We start from the raw sequence: 14,062 nt of genomic DNA on the forward strand, positions 1-14,062 counted from the left end.
GCGTACGACGGCGGCGGCGACCGACGCCGCCAGGCGGCCGGCCGGCGCGGTGCCGGCTCCCGGCCGCTCCTCGTGCAGCGCCTCCAGGGCGCCGAGCAGCCAGCCGCGGGTGTACGGGTGGGCCAGTACGTCATCGAGCCCGCAGGAGCGCCGGTCGACGGTGCCTGCCAGCTCCCAGGCCCGGGCCCAGTCCTCGCCGCCGCGGCCGTCCAGTTCGCTGTTGAGGTCGGCGAGGAGGAGCCGCGTCAGCTCGTGCTGGTCGGCGCGCAGGGCGCTGTCGTCGGTCACTGCGGGGGCCACGGACCCGGCGGCGGTGCGGTGCTCGATGCCGCGGATCAGAGCTTCGAGGTCCGTGCAGTACACGGAGGTGTTGTCGAAGCCGGAACCGGAGCGGTAGCGGTGGGTGTAGAGGCCGCCGCCGCAGGAGCGGACGACGGGGCACTGCCGGCAGGTCTCGCCGACGCCGGCGAGACCGAGCTGGCGGGCTCTGACGCCGGGGTGCGCGGCGACCTCGTCGAAGGAGTGCGTGTACACGTCGAAGCCGGTGGCAGCGGCGCCTTCGTAGGCGCTCTTGAGCGAGTCGACCTGCTCCAGGGTCCCGTCGGTCTCCACCACGACGAGATCGGTGGGCGCGAGTCCGAGCGATTCGGTGAGGCTCGGGCCGCCGGAGAGGGTGGACAGGACCGATGCGAAGAGCCGCACCGGCACCGGGCGGCCCTGCCGGTCCCAGCGGTCGAAGACGGTGAGGATCCAGTCGGCGTACGCGGTCGGGGAGCCGTCGGGCCGTGGGGGCGGCTCGTCCCAGGTGGCGTGCGGCAGCAGGTAGTCGATGCGCGGCGGATCGAGCTCCATCAGCGCGTCGTGCACGGCGACCGGGTCGTTGGCGACGTCGATGGTGCACAGGAGGCCGAGGTCGAGATGGCGGTAGCGGTCCTGGCGGAGCAGCTCGACGGCCCGGAGGACGAGGGGGTGACTGCTGCGGCCGTCCGCGAAGCGGCGGTGGCGGTCATTGGCGGCCTTGTCCCCGTCGAGGGAGATGCCGACCCGGACGCCGAACTCGTCGAAGAGGTCCAGATAGCGGGGGCTGAGCTGCAGGCCGTTGGTATGAATCCGCAGATCGAGGGCGGTGATGCCGTCGAGGGCTGTCGTGAGCTCCTCGCAGATACGGCGGAGCCGGGAGGGACCGGCCAGTAGAGGCTCCCCTCCGTGCAGGATCACTGACACGGAGGGCAGGGCATGTTTCTTCGCATGCTCGGCCAGTCGCAGAGCTGTCCAGAAAATCGCCTCGTCAGAGATTGTCTTGGGGCGGGTACGCCAGCTCTGATCAGCGTGTTCGTAGATATAGCAGTGGTCGCAAGCAAGATCACATCTGCTGTGGACCTTCAGTACGATCTCGCGGAATGGGACCACGGGTCCGGTCATTCCACCAGTCTAGGGGCAGGCCCAGGGGCCTGGAGCCGGACTAGAGCGCGGAGTTGAATGTGGACATCCGTGCGGTGCGGTCGAGGACGGTGGGGCGCACGCGGCCCAGCTTCTTGACTGCATCGGCGCCACGCACGTCGATCTCGGTGACGGGCACCCGATTCTTCTTCGCGGTGGCGAAGGTGACTGAGGTTTGGAAGGTCACGACGGCCATCCTTGGGCATGTTGTGCGAACAGGGGGAACCGTGCACCGTTGCAGTGTCGGCGGCACGACTTTACTCTCATGGCCACCCACAGCAACTCGGCACGTAGCGCTGAAACAAAAGCGTTGCGCGAGTATTCCCCACTCCGAACGGAACAAGCCATTCCATCGAACGAGTGAAGCCAAATCCGCAGAGGGGGATGCGCATGACCGGGATTTCCGGCCATCTGCAAAGTATGGTCTTCCGAAACGCTGATCTGCCGGTTCTCTTTCACCGCGCGGACGAGACAGCCATCTCACGGCAGCGCGAGTCGGTCAACGGTACCCGACTGCAGCTGCTTCTCCTGGTCCTCGGTGCGGCGCTGGCCGCACTGCCCTGGCGGGGGAGGATCGGCGACTCCTTCCAACTCATGGGCGCGCTCAGCGCGTTGGCGTACGCCTGGGTGCTCGTCGTCAGCTTCCGCGGTTCACGCAACCGAGCAAAGTCGCATTGGCAACTCAACCGCTCCGCAGCCGAGTTCATCCGGTCGATGTGCTGGCGCTACGCCGTGCACGGAGCACCCTTCGACTCCAACTGCCCCGATCCCGACGGGCTGTTCACCACCCGGCTGGAAGAGGGGCTGCAGGAGCTGCGGAAGGTCGGCTGGGTCGATCCGCGCGAGAGCGGCGAGAGCGCTGCCGGCGCGGAGCTGATCACCACGCCGATGCGGCTGTTACGGGAGAAGGTCTTCAGCGTCCGCAAGGAGACCTACGTACGGGACCGCCTCATCGAACAGCGCAACTGGTACCACCGGCGTGCCGAGATCTCCCGGCGTGCCACCACCTTGTGGACGGTGACGATCGGCCTGCTCACCCTGCTCGCTCTGCTGTTCGGGACGCTGCGCACCTTCTCGGTCTCCGACTCGGCCGAGCCCGCGGGGCTGCTGTCCGCCGCCGCGGCGGCGTGTCTGGCGTGGAGCGAGATCCGCCGGCATCAGCCGCTGATAGCGGCCCACTCCCTGGTCGAGGAGGATCTGGCCGCGATCCATATCGCCATCGAGACGTCGGTGTCCGAGCAGCAGTGGCCGTCCGCGGTGTACGAGACCGAGCGGATCGTCTCGCCCCAGCACACCGACTGGCTGGTGCGGCACAGGAGTTGACGGAAGTTCAGGTGCGTTCGACACCGTCGCGCCAGATCACCGTGACGGGCTTGCCGTGCTCGCGCGCGTACCGGACGATGTCGCCGGTACCGCCGAGCCCGCGGGCGGGACGGCCGTCCCAGACCGCGAGCAGCCGGTCGCAGTTGTCGGCGATGTAGGTGCCCGCGGCGTAGTAGGCCTCGTCCGTGGAGTGCGGGAAAGCCATGCGAACCTCCTGGCTGGCCCGGCCCTTGAGCCGCCGGTAGCAGGCCAGGGCCTCGGGGTCGTCGAATCCGTCCTCGTAGTCGCCGCTCGGGATCACGACGGTCAGCGCGGCGCCGCAGTCCAGGGCGATGTCGGCGAAGAGCTGGTCGGCGCCCTCGGCGAGGCTGGAGAGCGCTTCCATGGCCTCCTCGTGGCCGCACAGCAGCGCCTTCATGGCGGCCAGCACATGGGGCATGGCCTCGGGAGGAATGCTTCTGTGGCCGGTCACTCCGATGCGCTTCATCCGCCCCCGCTCCTTCTGTGGCCGACCGCTCTGCCATCCTCTCAAAAGTGTGCAATACGTCGAGCCCCCACCCGGAGTGCGGGCGGGGGCTCTTGTTGACCGGAGGTCAGTAGACGCTGACGCCGTACGCGCTCAGGGCCTCGGTCACCGGCTGGAAGAAGGTCGTACCGCCGGAGCTGCAGTTGCCGCTGCCGCCGGAGGTCAGGCCGATGGCCCGGCTGCCGGAGTAGAGCGGACCGCCGCTGTCGCCCGGTTCGGCGCACACGTTCGTGCGGATCATGCCGTAGACGATGTCACCGCCGCCGTAGTTCACCGTGGCGTTGAGGCCGGTGACGCTGCCGCTGTGGGTGCCCGTCGTGGAGCCGCGGCGGGTCACGGACATCCCGACGGTCGCGTTGGCCGCGCTGGTGATGTCGACGCTGCCGACGGTGCCCGGGTGGGAGAGCGAGGTGTTGGAGTAGCGCACGAGGCCGTAGTCGTTGCCCGGGAAGCTGGATCCCGCCGTCGGGCCGATGCTCGTGGTGCGCGAGGAGTTGGTGTACCAGGGCGGGTTGCCGTCGGTGCAGTGGCCGGCGGTCAGGAAGTAGTACGTGCTGCCGCTGCGGACGTTGAAGCCGAGGGAGCAGCGCCAGCTGGTCGCGTAGATGGCGTCGCCGCCGGAGATCAGCTTGGAGAACTTGCCGGGGGTGCGCTCGATGCGGATCGCGCCGGCGTTGGCGCCTGCCTCACGCTTGATCTGCGCGATCTCCGCCTTGGAGACCGTGGAGTCGGCCGTGACGACAAGGGCGTTGGTGGCTTTGTCGATGTGCCAGGCGGTACCGGCCACATCGGCGGTCAGGACGGCGTCGCTCGCGGCTGAGAGCTGGGTCGCGCTGAAGGTGCTGGGTGCCTCGTCGGCGCTGGCGGTGGGGATCGCCAGGGCGGCGGTGGCCACGAGGCCGGTGGTCACGGCGAGCAGACGGATACGTCTCGCGACGCCATGGGTGGGGGTGGTGCGCTTGATCCTCACTTCTCGTTCCTCCCGAGGGGAATCGGGGGCCCGGCTGTGGGGTGACGGGCCCGTGAGGCGCAGCCAGAAGGCTCGTTGTGTGCCCGGATTCCGGCTGCATGTCCGGAATCCGGATAGGTCGTGCCCCTGACAAGCGCTGCTCGGGAGTATTCGTGTCGTCAACTATCCGCGCAAGGGCGCCTTTCGGCCGTGCGGCGCCGTTGTACGCCGGACGGCCCCAGCGGCTCGGTGGCCGCCGGGGCTGGGAAGTCCGTCGCCTGTATAGGACGGGTCAGCGGGTCAGGAGGTTCCGCTCGCCGGCCGGGATGCCCGTCGTGAGCGTGTTGCCAGGAGGCGGGAAGGGGCAGATGAAGTGATCGGCGAAGGCGCAGGGCGGCAGCAGGGCCCGGTTGAAGTCGACGGTCACGGAGCCTCCCCCAGACTTCGTCCGGGGGGACCCCCAGGCAGGCGCGTCGGGCCGCAGAAAGCGGAACCGGTAACTGCTCTTTCCGCTGGTCGCGTCGGCGAAGACGGCCCACAGCGAGCCGTCCGCCTCGACGGTCACCCGGAGACTGTGCACAGCGTCCTCGAGCGCGAAGGTGATCTCGCCGGACAGGCCCAGTCCGCGCTCGCGCCCGTCGGCGTTCTCGACCCGGACGCTGCGGTGCTCCGCGTAAGGACGGAACCGCCCCGCAACCGTCCAGCGCGCGTCGTACGGCGTGGCCTCGATGCCCCGGAAGGCCTGCCGTGCCGCCGAGCCGGGGTCGAAGTCCCGTACCGCCCAGAGCCCTTCGCGGCGCAACACGACGAGCCGCCGGTCGCCGTGCGCCACCCGCGATTCATCGACCGGCGCATGGTCCGCGGAGAGCCCGACCTCGCCGGTCAGCGGCTCTCCGTCGACGGTGAGACCCTCCTCGGCGGCAGCGGTCAGCACCACCTCGTCACCGTTCTGGCGTCAGACGCCGGGGACGGCCGGAATTCGACCTTCCGGGTAGTCCGCGAGCCAGTGCGTGCCGGTGAGGGAGAGCGGTCCGTACGGCGCCGACACCGCCGCGGTGCGACGCTCGTGCCAGCTCTTCCAGTCCTGGTGCGGGTCGCCTGTCATGCGTCAAACCTTCCATACGGGCCCGGCGAGTCCCAGATGGGACCGCAACGCGATCTGGCTGCGGGAGCGGGGATCGGTCCGGACGGCGGTGTCGTTGACGGCCGGTGAGCAGGCGGCCGGATGGATCGTCTTCGCCGTGGTCATGCCGTACCCCCCGGACGTGCGTACTGGCCGGCGGGACGGGCGAGGGCCAGGTGCTCGCGGAGTGTGCCGCCCGGATAGAAGGTGCGGAAGAGGCCGCGGTGCTGGAGCAGGGCGACCGTCCCGTTGACGATCCGTTCCAGATCGCGGTGGGGCGCGAGGGGCACGAGATGGAAGCCGTCCACGGCGCCTTCCCGGCACCACCGGGTGATCAGCTCGGCGAGGTCGACCGGGCCACCGCTGAAGTGCGGCCCTCCGCCCGCGAGCGGCGGGCCGGCGGCCAGACCGGGTTCCGGAGCCGACTCACCCCCGCCCAGGTCGACGACGAGCGAGACGAGGACTCTCAGGGCGCCGGGGTCGCGGCCGTACTCCCCGGCCCTGCGGCCGATGTCCTCGCGGAGGGCGGCGGCCTGCTCCGGTGATCCGGCCCGTACGAGGACGACATCGGCATACCGGGCGGCGGTCTCCCGGACCGGCTCCGCCGTTCCGTCGACGACGATCACGGGCCGGCCCTGCGGGGGGCGCGGGACGATCGACGGGCCGCGCCCGCTGAACGTGCCGCCCTGGAAGTCGACATGGTGCCGCATGTCGCGGTCGATGAAGCTCCCTGTCGACGAGTCGCGTATCCCGGCGTCGTCCTCCGAGCCGTCCCACAGCCGGGCAGCGGCATCGGCGACCTCGCCGGCCTCCTGCCACAGCGCGCTCGGCGACGTGGCCGGGCGACGGCCGAAGAGCCCGGCCTCGGCCGCGGAGGCCGAGACGCCGACCGCCCAGCCGGCCCGGCCACGGCTCACCCAGTCGAGGGTGGCCAGGGACGCGGACAGATGGAACGGCTCGGTGTGGGTGGTGGTGACGGTGGGCACCAGCCCGATCCGTTCGGTGGCGGGCGCGACCCTCGACAGCACCGCGAGAGCGTCGAGCCCGGGCCGGACGAAGGAGTCGCCGAGGGTGACGAAGTCCAGGGTGCCCCGCTCGGCGAGACGGGCGAGGGCGACGTAGTAGGCCGCGTCGTACTGCGCCGGCCCGTCGAGGGCGACGGCCAGATGCAGCGGACGGATGGCAGGCATGCTGATCCTCTCCGAGTTGGTCACGGCCGGGGGCCGGTTGGGGGGGGGTGGCAGGTGGATCAGGCCGGATCAGGGGGCGGGGTCCGGTGCTGGGGGCACCTCCCGTGCCCGAAGGGCAACGGTGACCGGGCCTCGCGCCATGTCCGCCCGCTCGCGCCCTGTCCGCCGGCCGCTTGGCGGGAGCGGGTCCACGAGGTGGACGTCCAGTTCCAGATCCCGGTACAGCTCAGAGGTGTTGGCGGCGAGCCGCTCCAGGAGGCCGGTGCCGCGGGGGCCTGCGCCGACGATCGCGACGGACGGCCGCACGGTCGGCGGGCTCATCGGGTGCCGGTCGTGCGGCGTGCGTGTGCCGGGCGGGGAACATCAACCCCCGGGGGTCCGGGGAGAATGCGAGACATGCGAAGGCTCCGTGGATGCAGAGATCGAGCACGGGACACGCCTTCACACGGACCGAGCCCCTCAGCACGATCCGCACCTTGAGGCTACGGGGACGGCACGGCTCACTGTCAAGGCTGTCCGGACTGTGAGCGGTACGTCTCATCGCAGTTGACGCAGAAACGGATGCCTGTTCCACTTGGGCCATGCATTCGCAGCAGTGGCTGGTCAGGCGCCCCCACATCGACTTCGGTCGCGTGTGGTCGTCGTCCTGTTGAGCCGACCCCTGCGTCTTCCTTCGCTCGGCCTTTCGCGCGGGCCTTTCGACGGGCCTTTCGCGCCGTTCCGCAGCGCCTTCACTTCACACGCTCAGCTCGTTCCGCCCCTCCCCTCGTGTTCTCCCCCGCCTGCCCGACAACGGGCACGCATGACGCACACCCCTGCCCGCGCCTCAGCGCCGACCGCGCACCGGACCACGGCACCTTTCGGTGTTTCGGCCTTTCGGTCACTGGGGCAGGTCGGTCACTGGGGCAGGGGTGACGCCTCGTCAGCAGCCGTCGCAGGGGCAGCAGCAGTCACAGCCACTGCAGTCGCAGTCGCACTTGTGGCAGCAGCCTTCGCGCTTCTTCCGGGACCAGGGTCCCTCGTACTCCGACGCGCAGCAGAGCCGGCACGTGCAGAACAGGCCGGTGAAGACCGCGCATCCCGCCCAGAAGCCGCGCGGCTTCGGCTTCGGGGACTCCCCGCCGCCGAACTGCGGGGGCATCCCACCGGCACCACCGGCACCACCAGCACCACTGGCACCACCGCCCCCGTACGGGTTGCCGCCGCCGTACGGGTTGCTGGAGCCGTACGGCCCCGCCGCACCCCCGTACGGATTGCCCTGCGGCGGCTGCTGCCCGTGCCCCTGGTGCGAGCAGGTCGTCGTGCCGAACGACCGGTCCACGGACTGCCGCAGCTCATGCGCGAGCAGTACGTGCAGCAGCTTGTCGTCGACGAAGTCCGCGTCGCGCAGCGCGAGCCTGATGCCGTGCACCGCGTCGTCGGCGAGTCGGCGTGCCTCGTCCAGGGACGTGCCGGTCGCCGCGAGCGGGTTCCACGAGCCCGACGCGGCGTCAGCTTCCCGGTCCTCCACGGCATCCAGGAGATGCGCCAGCCGTCCGAAGAGCCGGCCCGCCTCGGCGAGGGGGGCCATGTTCTGCGGACGGCCGGCGAGCACGGCTGTGTGTGCGAAGGCCGCCGCCGTGGCCGTCTCGGTCGGTTCGGTGATCGTGAGCAGCGGGGTGCCGGGGCCGGCCAGCGCCTCGATGCCGCTCTGGCGGTCGACGGCGTCGACGAGCACGGCCGTGTCGAAGCCCAGTGCCGCACCCGTCCGCGCGCCGGCACGGTCCCAGCCGGCGGCGACGCGGCGGGCCGCCGCGGCCACCGGCTTGCGCGCCAACAGCCCGTCCCGGTCGACGACGTGGTCCCGTACCTTCGCGGACGCCAGCACCAGTGAGACCGCTGCCGCCAGCCGGGCGCCTTCCCCGCGCGCGACCGGCGCGGTCCGCATCGCCCGCAGCGGGCACGGCCCCGCCGTGCGCCGCTGCCCCGGCGTGCGCTCGGTCTGAGCCTCCGTCAGAACCGAGACGATGAGCCCGTCGTAGTTGGTGACGACCCGGGCAAACTGCCCATGGTCGGCGCGAAGTGCCAGGCAGAGGCCGCAGAGATGGGCCATCCACTCCGTTTTGAGGCCGTCCGTGAGCCGATGGGTGCATGGCCTGACGATTCCGAACACGGTGTTCCCCGGTGAGTCGTTCGAGTGTGCGGCCCGCATGGTATCCGAGCGGTCCGTTCACCCGTACGACCCCGGCCTCACCCGTCTGGCCCGACATTCATATTTTGCTTCGATATGAGGCTTGCCAGGGCCCTTACGCAGGAAGAACCTTGACGAATCGCCACATGTTCTGCACCAGTACCGTCACGAATCCCCTGCGCGGCGACTATCCACTTGGCGCGCGATCCGCATTATGGACGACCATAGGGATGCGGAACCACAAGTGACCGCAGTTGAAAGGAGGCGTCCATGGGATCGGTGCGCAAGGCGAGTGCATGGCTGGGTCTCGTCGAGGACAACGACGAGCGTTACTACGACGACGAGTACGCCGAGAGTGCGGGAGCCGGCGACCAGTGGGTCACCGACCCGCGGGTCCGTGTGGCCTCCGAGTCGGCCGAGGACCACGGCCGCCGGATCGCCACCATTTCGCCGGACAGCTTCCGTGATGCGCGAGGTATCGGGGAGCTCTTCCGGGACGGTGTCCCGGTCATCGTGAACCTCACGTCCATGGAGCCCTCGGACGCGAAGCGGGTCGTGGACTTCGCCGCAGGGCTGACCTTCGGTCTGCGCGGCTCGATCGAGCGCGTCGCGAACCGGGTCTTCCTGCTGACCCCCGCCGACACGGAGATCGTCAGCGAGGAGTCCGCGAGCCGCGACAGCGGCGGCTTCTTCAACCAGAGCTGAGGCCGGGGTGACTCCCGGCCCGAGGTCCGGCCCGCGCCAGAGCCGCTGCGAGATGCAGCGGCACCGGGGGAACGCGGCAATCAGAAGTACGGCAATCAGCGCTGAGCAGGGTGCTCGCCGGTCTACCTGAAGGCATCAAGACCAGTGAGCGCCTTGCCCAGCACGAGCTGGTGCATCTCGACGGTGCCCTCATAGGTCAGCACCGACTCGAGATTGGTCGCGTGCCGCATCACGGGGTATTCGAGCGAGATCCCGTTGGCGCCGAGAATCGTCCGCGAGGTGCGGCAGATCTCGATCGCTTCCCGCACGTTGTTGAGCTTTCCGAAGCTGACCTGCTCCGGTCGGAGCGTGCCCGCGTCCATCCGTCGCCCGAGATGGTGGGCGAGCAGGATGCCCTTGTGCAGTTCGAGTGCCATGTCGGCGAGCTTGGCCTGGGTGAGCTGGAAGCCGCCGATGGGCTTTCCGAACTGCTCGCGCGTCCTGGCGTAGTCGAGCGCCGCCTCGAAGCTGGAGCGCGCCGCGCCCATCGCGCCCCAGACGATTCCGTAGCGCGCGTGCGACAGACAGCTGAGCGGGCCCTTCAGCCCGGTGACCTCCGGAAGTACGGCATCCGCCGGGAGTCGTACCTCGTCGAGGACGAGCTCGCTCGTAACGGATGCGCGCAGCGACCACTTGTGCTTGATCTCGGGAGCGGAGAAGCCGGGGACGTCGGTCGGGACGACGAATCCGCGAATCCCCTCGTCGGTCTGCGCCCAGACGACGGCGACCCCGGACACGGAGCCGTTGGTGATCCACATCTTGCGGCCGGTCAGCACCCAGTCGGAGCCGTCGCGCTTGGCGTACGTGCGCATTCCGGCCGGGTCGGAGCCATGGTCGGGCTCGGTCAGCCCGAAGCAGCCGATGGTCGAGCCGTCCGCCATGGAGGGCAGCCAGCGCTGCTTCTGCTCCTCGGAGCCGTACTTCCAGATCGCGTACATGGCGAGCGAGCCCTGGACGGAGACCAGGGAGCGGATGCCGGAGTCGGCGGCCTCCAGCTCCAGGCAGGCCAGTCCGTACTGGACAGCGGTGGCGCCCGCGCAGCCGTAGCCGGTCAGGGACATACCGAGCGCGCCGATCGATCCGAGTTCGCGGGCGAGTTCGCGAATGCCGGGAAGTTCGCCGCTCTCGTACCAGTCGGCGACGTACGGCAGGACGCGGTCGGCGGCCCAGGAGCGGACCGTGTCACGGATCGCGAGGTCCTCCGGGTCCAGGAGGTCGTCGATGCCGAGGGGGTCGGCGGGGTCGAAGGGCGGCAGCTTCGAGGGTGCGGACATGAGGGTGCCTCCGGCGGCTCGCACGGCGCTGTGTCAGAAACCCAGCAAAAACCTAGCAGTGGTAGTTAATGCTCGGCGCTGACGTTACGGCTCAGTGTGCCGTGCGTCCAGAGCGGGCTGGGCCGGCCGCCTCGGCGGGCGTCCTCCGGGCCGGGACGGCCACGTGCTCGCGCGGATCGGCGGCGGGCACCTTCTGCTCGCGCGGATCGGCGGCGGGCACCTGCTGCTCGGGCGACTCGACAGCATGCACCTGCTGCTCGGGCAGCTCGGCAGCCTGCACCTGCTGCTCGGGCAGCTCGGCGGACTGCGCCGCACACTCCATCACCTTCGGCAGCCGCAGCGCGGCCACCGCTCCGAGCAGCAGCAGCCCCGCGCTGACCAGCAGCGAGACATGCAGCCCGTGGACGAAGGACTGGCGGGCCGCGATACGCAGCGCGTCCCCGGCAGGTCCGCCCAGCTGGGCCGCCACCTCATAGGCCTCGCCCAGCGAATTGGCCGCGGCGGAGCGGGCGGCCGTCGGGGCGCTCCCGGCCGCGGCGAGCCCGGGCGCGTACGCGGCGTTCATGACGCTGCCGAGCAGCGCGATGCCCATTCCGGCGCCGAGCTGGTACGAGGTCTCACCGATGGCCGCGGCTCCGCCCGCCTGTTCGGCGGGGGCCTCGCTGAGCATCGACTCGTACGCGGCGAAGAGCGTGGTCTGCAGACCGAAGCCGAGCAGGACGAAGCCGCCGGTGAGCAGCAGCGGCCGGTCGTGCTGTCCCATCAGCGTCAGCAACAGCACGGCGCCGGCGGTCAGTACGAAGCCCCAGCCGACCATCCGGCGCGGGCCGAGGCGGCGCAGGGTGAACGAGCCCGTGGCTCCTGCGGCCATGGCGGCGAAGGTGAGGGGCAGCAGCCGCAGCCCGGTCTCCAGCGGGCTCAGCCCGAGCACCAGCTGGAGGTACTGGACGGCGATCAGCTCCAGGCCGACGAGCGCCAGCATGGCCAGCACGATGCAGCCGACCGAGGTGGAGAACGTCGCCCTGGCGAACATCCGAATGTCGATGAGGGGATGCTCGCGGCGCTTCTGGCGTCGTATGAACAGGGTGAGGAGCAGGCTTCCGGCGAGCAGCGGGCCGAAGGTACGCGGATCGGTCAGGGCGTCGCCCGCGCCGAGCCGCTTCACCCCGAGGACCGCGCCGAGCACACCGGCCGCGGCCATCAGGGCACCCAGCACGTCCCAGGGGCCGTCGCCGCTGCCCCTGGACTCGGGGAGCAGCCAGCGGCCGATCGGCAGGATCAGTGCCATCAGCGGAATGTTGATCAGGAAGACCGAGCCCCACCAGAAGTGCTGGACGAGGAAGCCGCCGAGGACGGGGCCGGTGGCGGCGCCCACGGCGGCGACCGCGGTCCAGATACCGATGGCGGTGGCACGCTCGCGGCGGTCGGGGAAGACCGCCCGGAGTATGGAGAGCGTCGCCGGCATGATCATCGCGCCGCCGACGCCGAGCAGGGCGCGGGCCGCGATGAGCACCTCGGGGGTGGTGGCGAGCGCCGCGACGGCGGAGGCCACCCCGAAGAGGGCGTAGCCGAGCAGCAGGACGCGGCGGCGTCCCACGCGGTCGCCGAGGGTGCCGAAGAGGATCAGCAGCGAGGCGCACACGAGCGGGTAGGCGTCGACTATCCAGAGCAGCTCCACCCCGCTGGGGCGGAGGTCCTCGGTGACGGCGGGCACCGCGACATGGAGCACGGTCGCGTCGAGCGCCACCAGCAGAAGGCTGACGCAGAGGACGAGCAGGACGACCCAGCGGTTGGCACCGCCACCGGTGACGCGCGGGCGCGCTCCGGCCGTGGTCGTCCAGGACATGTACGTACCTCCCAAGGATTCCCTCGCTCTCGGTGGGCCAGCCGGGGACGGGGCCCTCGGGGCGGCCCGGCATCGACGGGCGAGTGATCAGCCAGGGTACGCGAGTCCGGGCCGGTGGCGCGTGGTGCACCTCTCACCTCGGCGGGCCCGGGGGTGTGGCGTGCGCCACGCCGGGGCGCCACGAGGGTGGTACCCGATGTGCTCCGAACGGCCCCGGAATTCCGGGCGCCAATCGCGTGAACTGTTTCTACCGCTACAAACACACTTACGAAGAAGGCCGCCCGGATAATAGGGCTCAAGGTCACTTTGATTTCCGGAACGGCCCTGAATGAATGTGCGGCTGAGACATAGTCCACATCACATCGTCATCACGAAGAGCCAGGATCGGCCTGGGCCCACACTCACTCGCTGTAACGTCGATTGGGTGCGTACCGACATCTTTGCCCGTCTGGACCGGGAGCCGGAGCCGCCGAAGATAGAGATCCCGCGGATGAGCCGCACCCGTCTCGCCCTCTTCGGCGGGACCTCGGCGTTCTATCTCGCCATCGTCGTGGCTGTGCTCCTCTCGTCCTGGCTGGTGGTCATCGACTGGAAGGTCATGCTCTTCCGGCCGTACCAGCAGTGGCCGGAGCTGCACGCGTTCCTGGACTACTTCGTGGTGCTCGGCCAGCGCGGCCCGACCGCCGTGATGGTGGCGGCCTGGCTGGGCTGGCGCTCATGGCGGCAGCACACCCTGCGGCCGCTGCTCGCGCTGGGCGCCTCGCTGCTGCTGCTGAACGCCACGGTGGGCGCGGTCAAGCTCGGCCTCGGCCGGCTCGGACCCCACTACGCGACGCAGATCGGCTCCGCCGAGCTCTTCGCCGGCGGCGATATATTTCCCTCCGGCCACACTGCCAACGCGGTCGTGACCTGGGGAATCCTCGCGTACCTGGCCACCACCCCGAGGGCCAGACGGTATCTGTCGGCGCTGTCGGCCGTGGTCGCCCTGGGCGTCGGCCTGACGACGGTGTACCTCGGCACGCACTGGCTGAGCGACGTGCTGCTCGGCTGGGCCGCCGGGCTGCTGATCCTGCTCGCGCTGCCCTGGTGCGAGCCGCTGATCGGGCACACCGAGGCCTTCGTGCTCTCGCTGCGCGACCAGCTGCGTGCGCGCCGTCTGCCGGTGCCTTCGCTTCCGGTCGCGTCGGGCGGTCCGCGTCCGGCCATATACCCGCAGCGGCTTCCGGCGGAGGACGGGGAGCCGGTGCGCCACCCGGTGGGCGCGGGCAACTCCGGTCGTACGCCGGGCACCGCCCGGAGCGCCGCCGGCCCGGCGGTGTCCGCCAACGTCACCACGGCTCAGCTCGCCCAGGCACGTCCGCACCCGCACCCGCACCCGGTGCGCTCGGAGCGCACGCCCGTCACCCCGGTCGGCAGCCGCCGTCCGCCGCGCTCGCGCCATCTGGCGGGCGGCTGACGGCCCGGGAGACGGCGGTGG

Annotated in this window: 13 protein-coding genes and 1 pseudogene; 3 read left to right on the forward strand and 11 right to left on the reverse strand. The window is 70.5% G+C overall.

Annotation, left to right across the window (positions count from 1 at the left end; translation table 11 throughout):
* Together ACWGI8_RS25800 and ACWGI8_RS25805 are read right to left on the reverse strand one after the other, a co-directional pair.
* On the reverse strand, positions 1 to 1,422 hold a 1,422-nt coding region (locus ACWGI8_RS25800; RefSeq protein WP_453664379.1), incomplete at its 3' end, for an FxsB family cyclophane-forming radical SAM/SPASM peptide maturase.
* A gap of 40 nt (positions 1,423 to 1,462) precedes the next feature.
* Positions 1,463 to 1,627 carry an FxSxx-COOH cyclophane-containing RiPP peptide gene (locus ACWGI8_RS25805; RefSeq protein ID WP_453664381.1) on the reverse strand — a complete coding sequence of 55 codons (165 nt, stop codon included), beginning with the start codon at positions 1,625 to 1,627 and terminating at the stop codon, positions 1,463 to 1,465.
* A 233-nt stretch (positions 1,628 to 1,860) separates the two neighbouring features.
* On the opposite strand from ACWGI8_RS25805, the gene ACWGI8_RS25810 reads away from it, so the two are divergent.
* Complete coding sequence (locus ACWGI8_RS25810; RefSeq protein ID WP_453664401.1) at positions 1,861 to 2,763, forward strand: DUF4231 domain-containing protein; 903 nt, start codon at positions 1,861 to 1,863, stop codon at positions 2,761 to 2,763.
* A 7-nt stretch (positions 2,764 to 2,770) separates the two neighbouring features.
* Here ACWGI8_RS25810 and ACWGI8_RS25815 read toward each other — a convergent pair whose 3' ends face one another.
* The 7 genes and pseudogenes from ACWGI8_RS25815 to ACWGI8_RS25845 all read right to left on the reverse strand — a co-directional run bounded on the left by ACWGI8_RS25815 (position 2,771) and on the right by ACWGI8_RS25845 (position 8,703).
* Complete coding sequence (locus tag ACWGI8_RS25815; protein WP_453664383.1) at positions 2,771 to 3,250, reverse strand: hypothetical protein; 480 nt, start codon at positions 3,248 to 3,250, stop codon at positions 2,771 to 2,773.
* Positions 3,251 to 3,356: 106 nt separating this feature from the next.
* Entirely contained in the window at positions 3,357 to 4,259 is a 903-nt protein-coding gene (locus ACWGI8_RS25820; protein ID WP_453664385.1) for a S1 family peptidase, read from the reverse strand.
* 271 nt (positions 4,260 to 4,530) lie between these two features.
* Positions 4,531 to 5,343 (reverse strand): annotated as a pseudogene (locus tag ACWGI8_RS25825) (DUF1684 domain-containing protein).
* 3 nt (positions 5,344 to 5,346) lie between these two features.
* The gene (locus ACWGI8_RS25830) at positions 5,347 to 5,487 is read right to left on the reverse strand and encodes a hypothetical protein (protein ID WP_453664387.1); all 141 of its coding nucleotides are present in this window, start codon (positions 5,485 to 5,487) and stop codon (positions 5,347 to 5,349) included.
* A complete protein-coding gene (locus ACWGI8_RS25835; protein WP_453664389.1) occupies positions 5,484 to 6,551 on the reverse strand; it encodes an LLM class flavin-dependent oxidoreductase in 1,068 nt (355 codons plus the stop codon). The genes ACWGI8_RS25830 and ACWGI8_RS25835 overlap by 4 nt, the downstream gene beginning before the upstream one ends.
* Before the next feature lie 69 nt (positions 6,552 to 6,620).
* The gene (locus ACWGI8_RS25840; protein ID WP_453664391.1) at positions 6,621 to 6,872 is read right to left on the reverse strand and encodes an FAD/NAD(P)-binding protein; all 252 of its coding nucleotides are present in this window, start codon (positions 6,870 to 6,872) and stop codon (positions 6,621 to 6,623) included.
* A 601-nt stretch (positions 6,873 to 7,473) separates the two neighbouring features.
* The gene (locus ACWGI8_RS25845; protein WP_453664392.1) at positions 7,474 to 8,703 is read right to left on the reverse strand and encodes a DUF5685 family protein; all 1,230 of its coding nucleotides are present in this window, start codon (positions 8,701 to 8,703) and stop codon (positions 7,474 to 7,476) included.
* A gap of 288 nt (positions 8,704 to 8,991) precedes the next feature.
* On the opposite strand from ACWGI8_RS25845, the gene ACWGI8_RS25850 reads away from it, so the two are divergent.
* A complete protein-coding gene (locus ACWGI8_RS25850) occupies positions 8,992 to 9,426 on the forward strand; it encodes a cell division protein SepF (protein WP_453664394.1) in 435 nt (144 codons plus the stop codon).
* 122 nt (positions 9,427 to 9,548) lie between these two features.
* Here the strand turns inward: ACWGI8_RS25850 and ACWGI8_RS25855 are convergent, their stop codons facing one another.
* Both ACWGI8_RS25855 and ACWGI8_RS25860 read right to left on the reverse strand, forming a co-directional pair.
* The gene (locus ACWGI8_RS25855; protein ID WP_453664395.1) at positions 9,549 to 10,739 is read right to left on the reverse strand and encodes an acyl-CoA dehydrogenase family protein; all 1,191 of its coding nucleotides are present in this window, start codon (positions 10,737 to 10,739) and stop codon (positions 9,549 to 9,551) included.
* 91 nt (positions 10,740 to 10,830) lie between these two features.
* On the reverse strand, positions 10,831 to 12,585 hold the full coding sequence (locus tag ACWGI8_RS25860) for an MFS transporter (protein ID WP_453664397.1): 1,755 nt from the start codon (positions 12,583 to 12,585) through the stop codon (positions 10,831 to 10,833).
* Between the two features lie 424 nt (positions 12,586 to 13,009).
* Between ACWGI8_RS25860 and ACWGI8_RS25865 the strand changes: the two genes are divergently transcribed.
* Complete coding sequence (locus ACWGI8_RS25865; protein WP_453664399.1) at positions 13,010 to 14,041, forward strand: phosphatase PAP2 family protein; 1,032 nt, start codon at positions 13,010 to 13,012, stop codon at positions 14,039 to 14,041.
* Positions 14,042 to 14,062 lie beyond the last annotated feature (21 nt).

This window comes from Streptomyces sp. NPDC054841 (genome assembly GCF_053611045.1).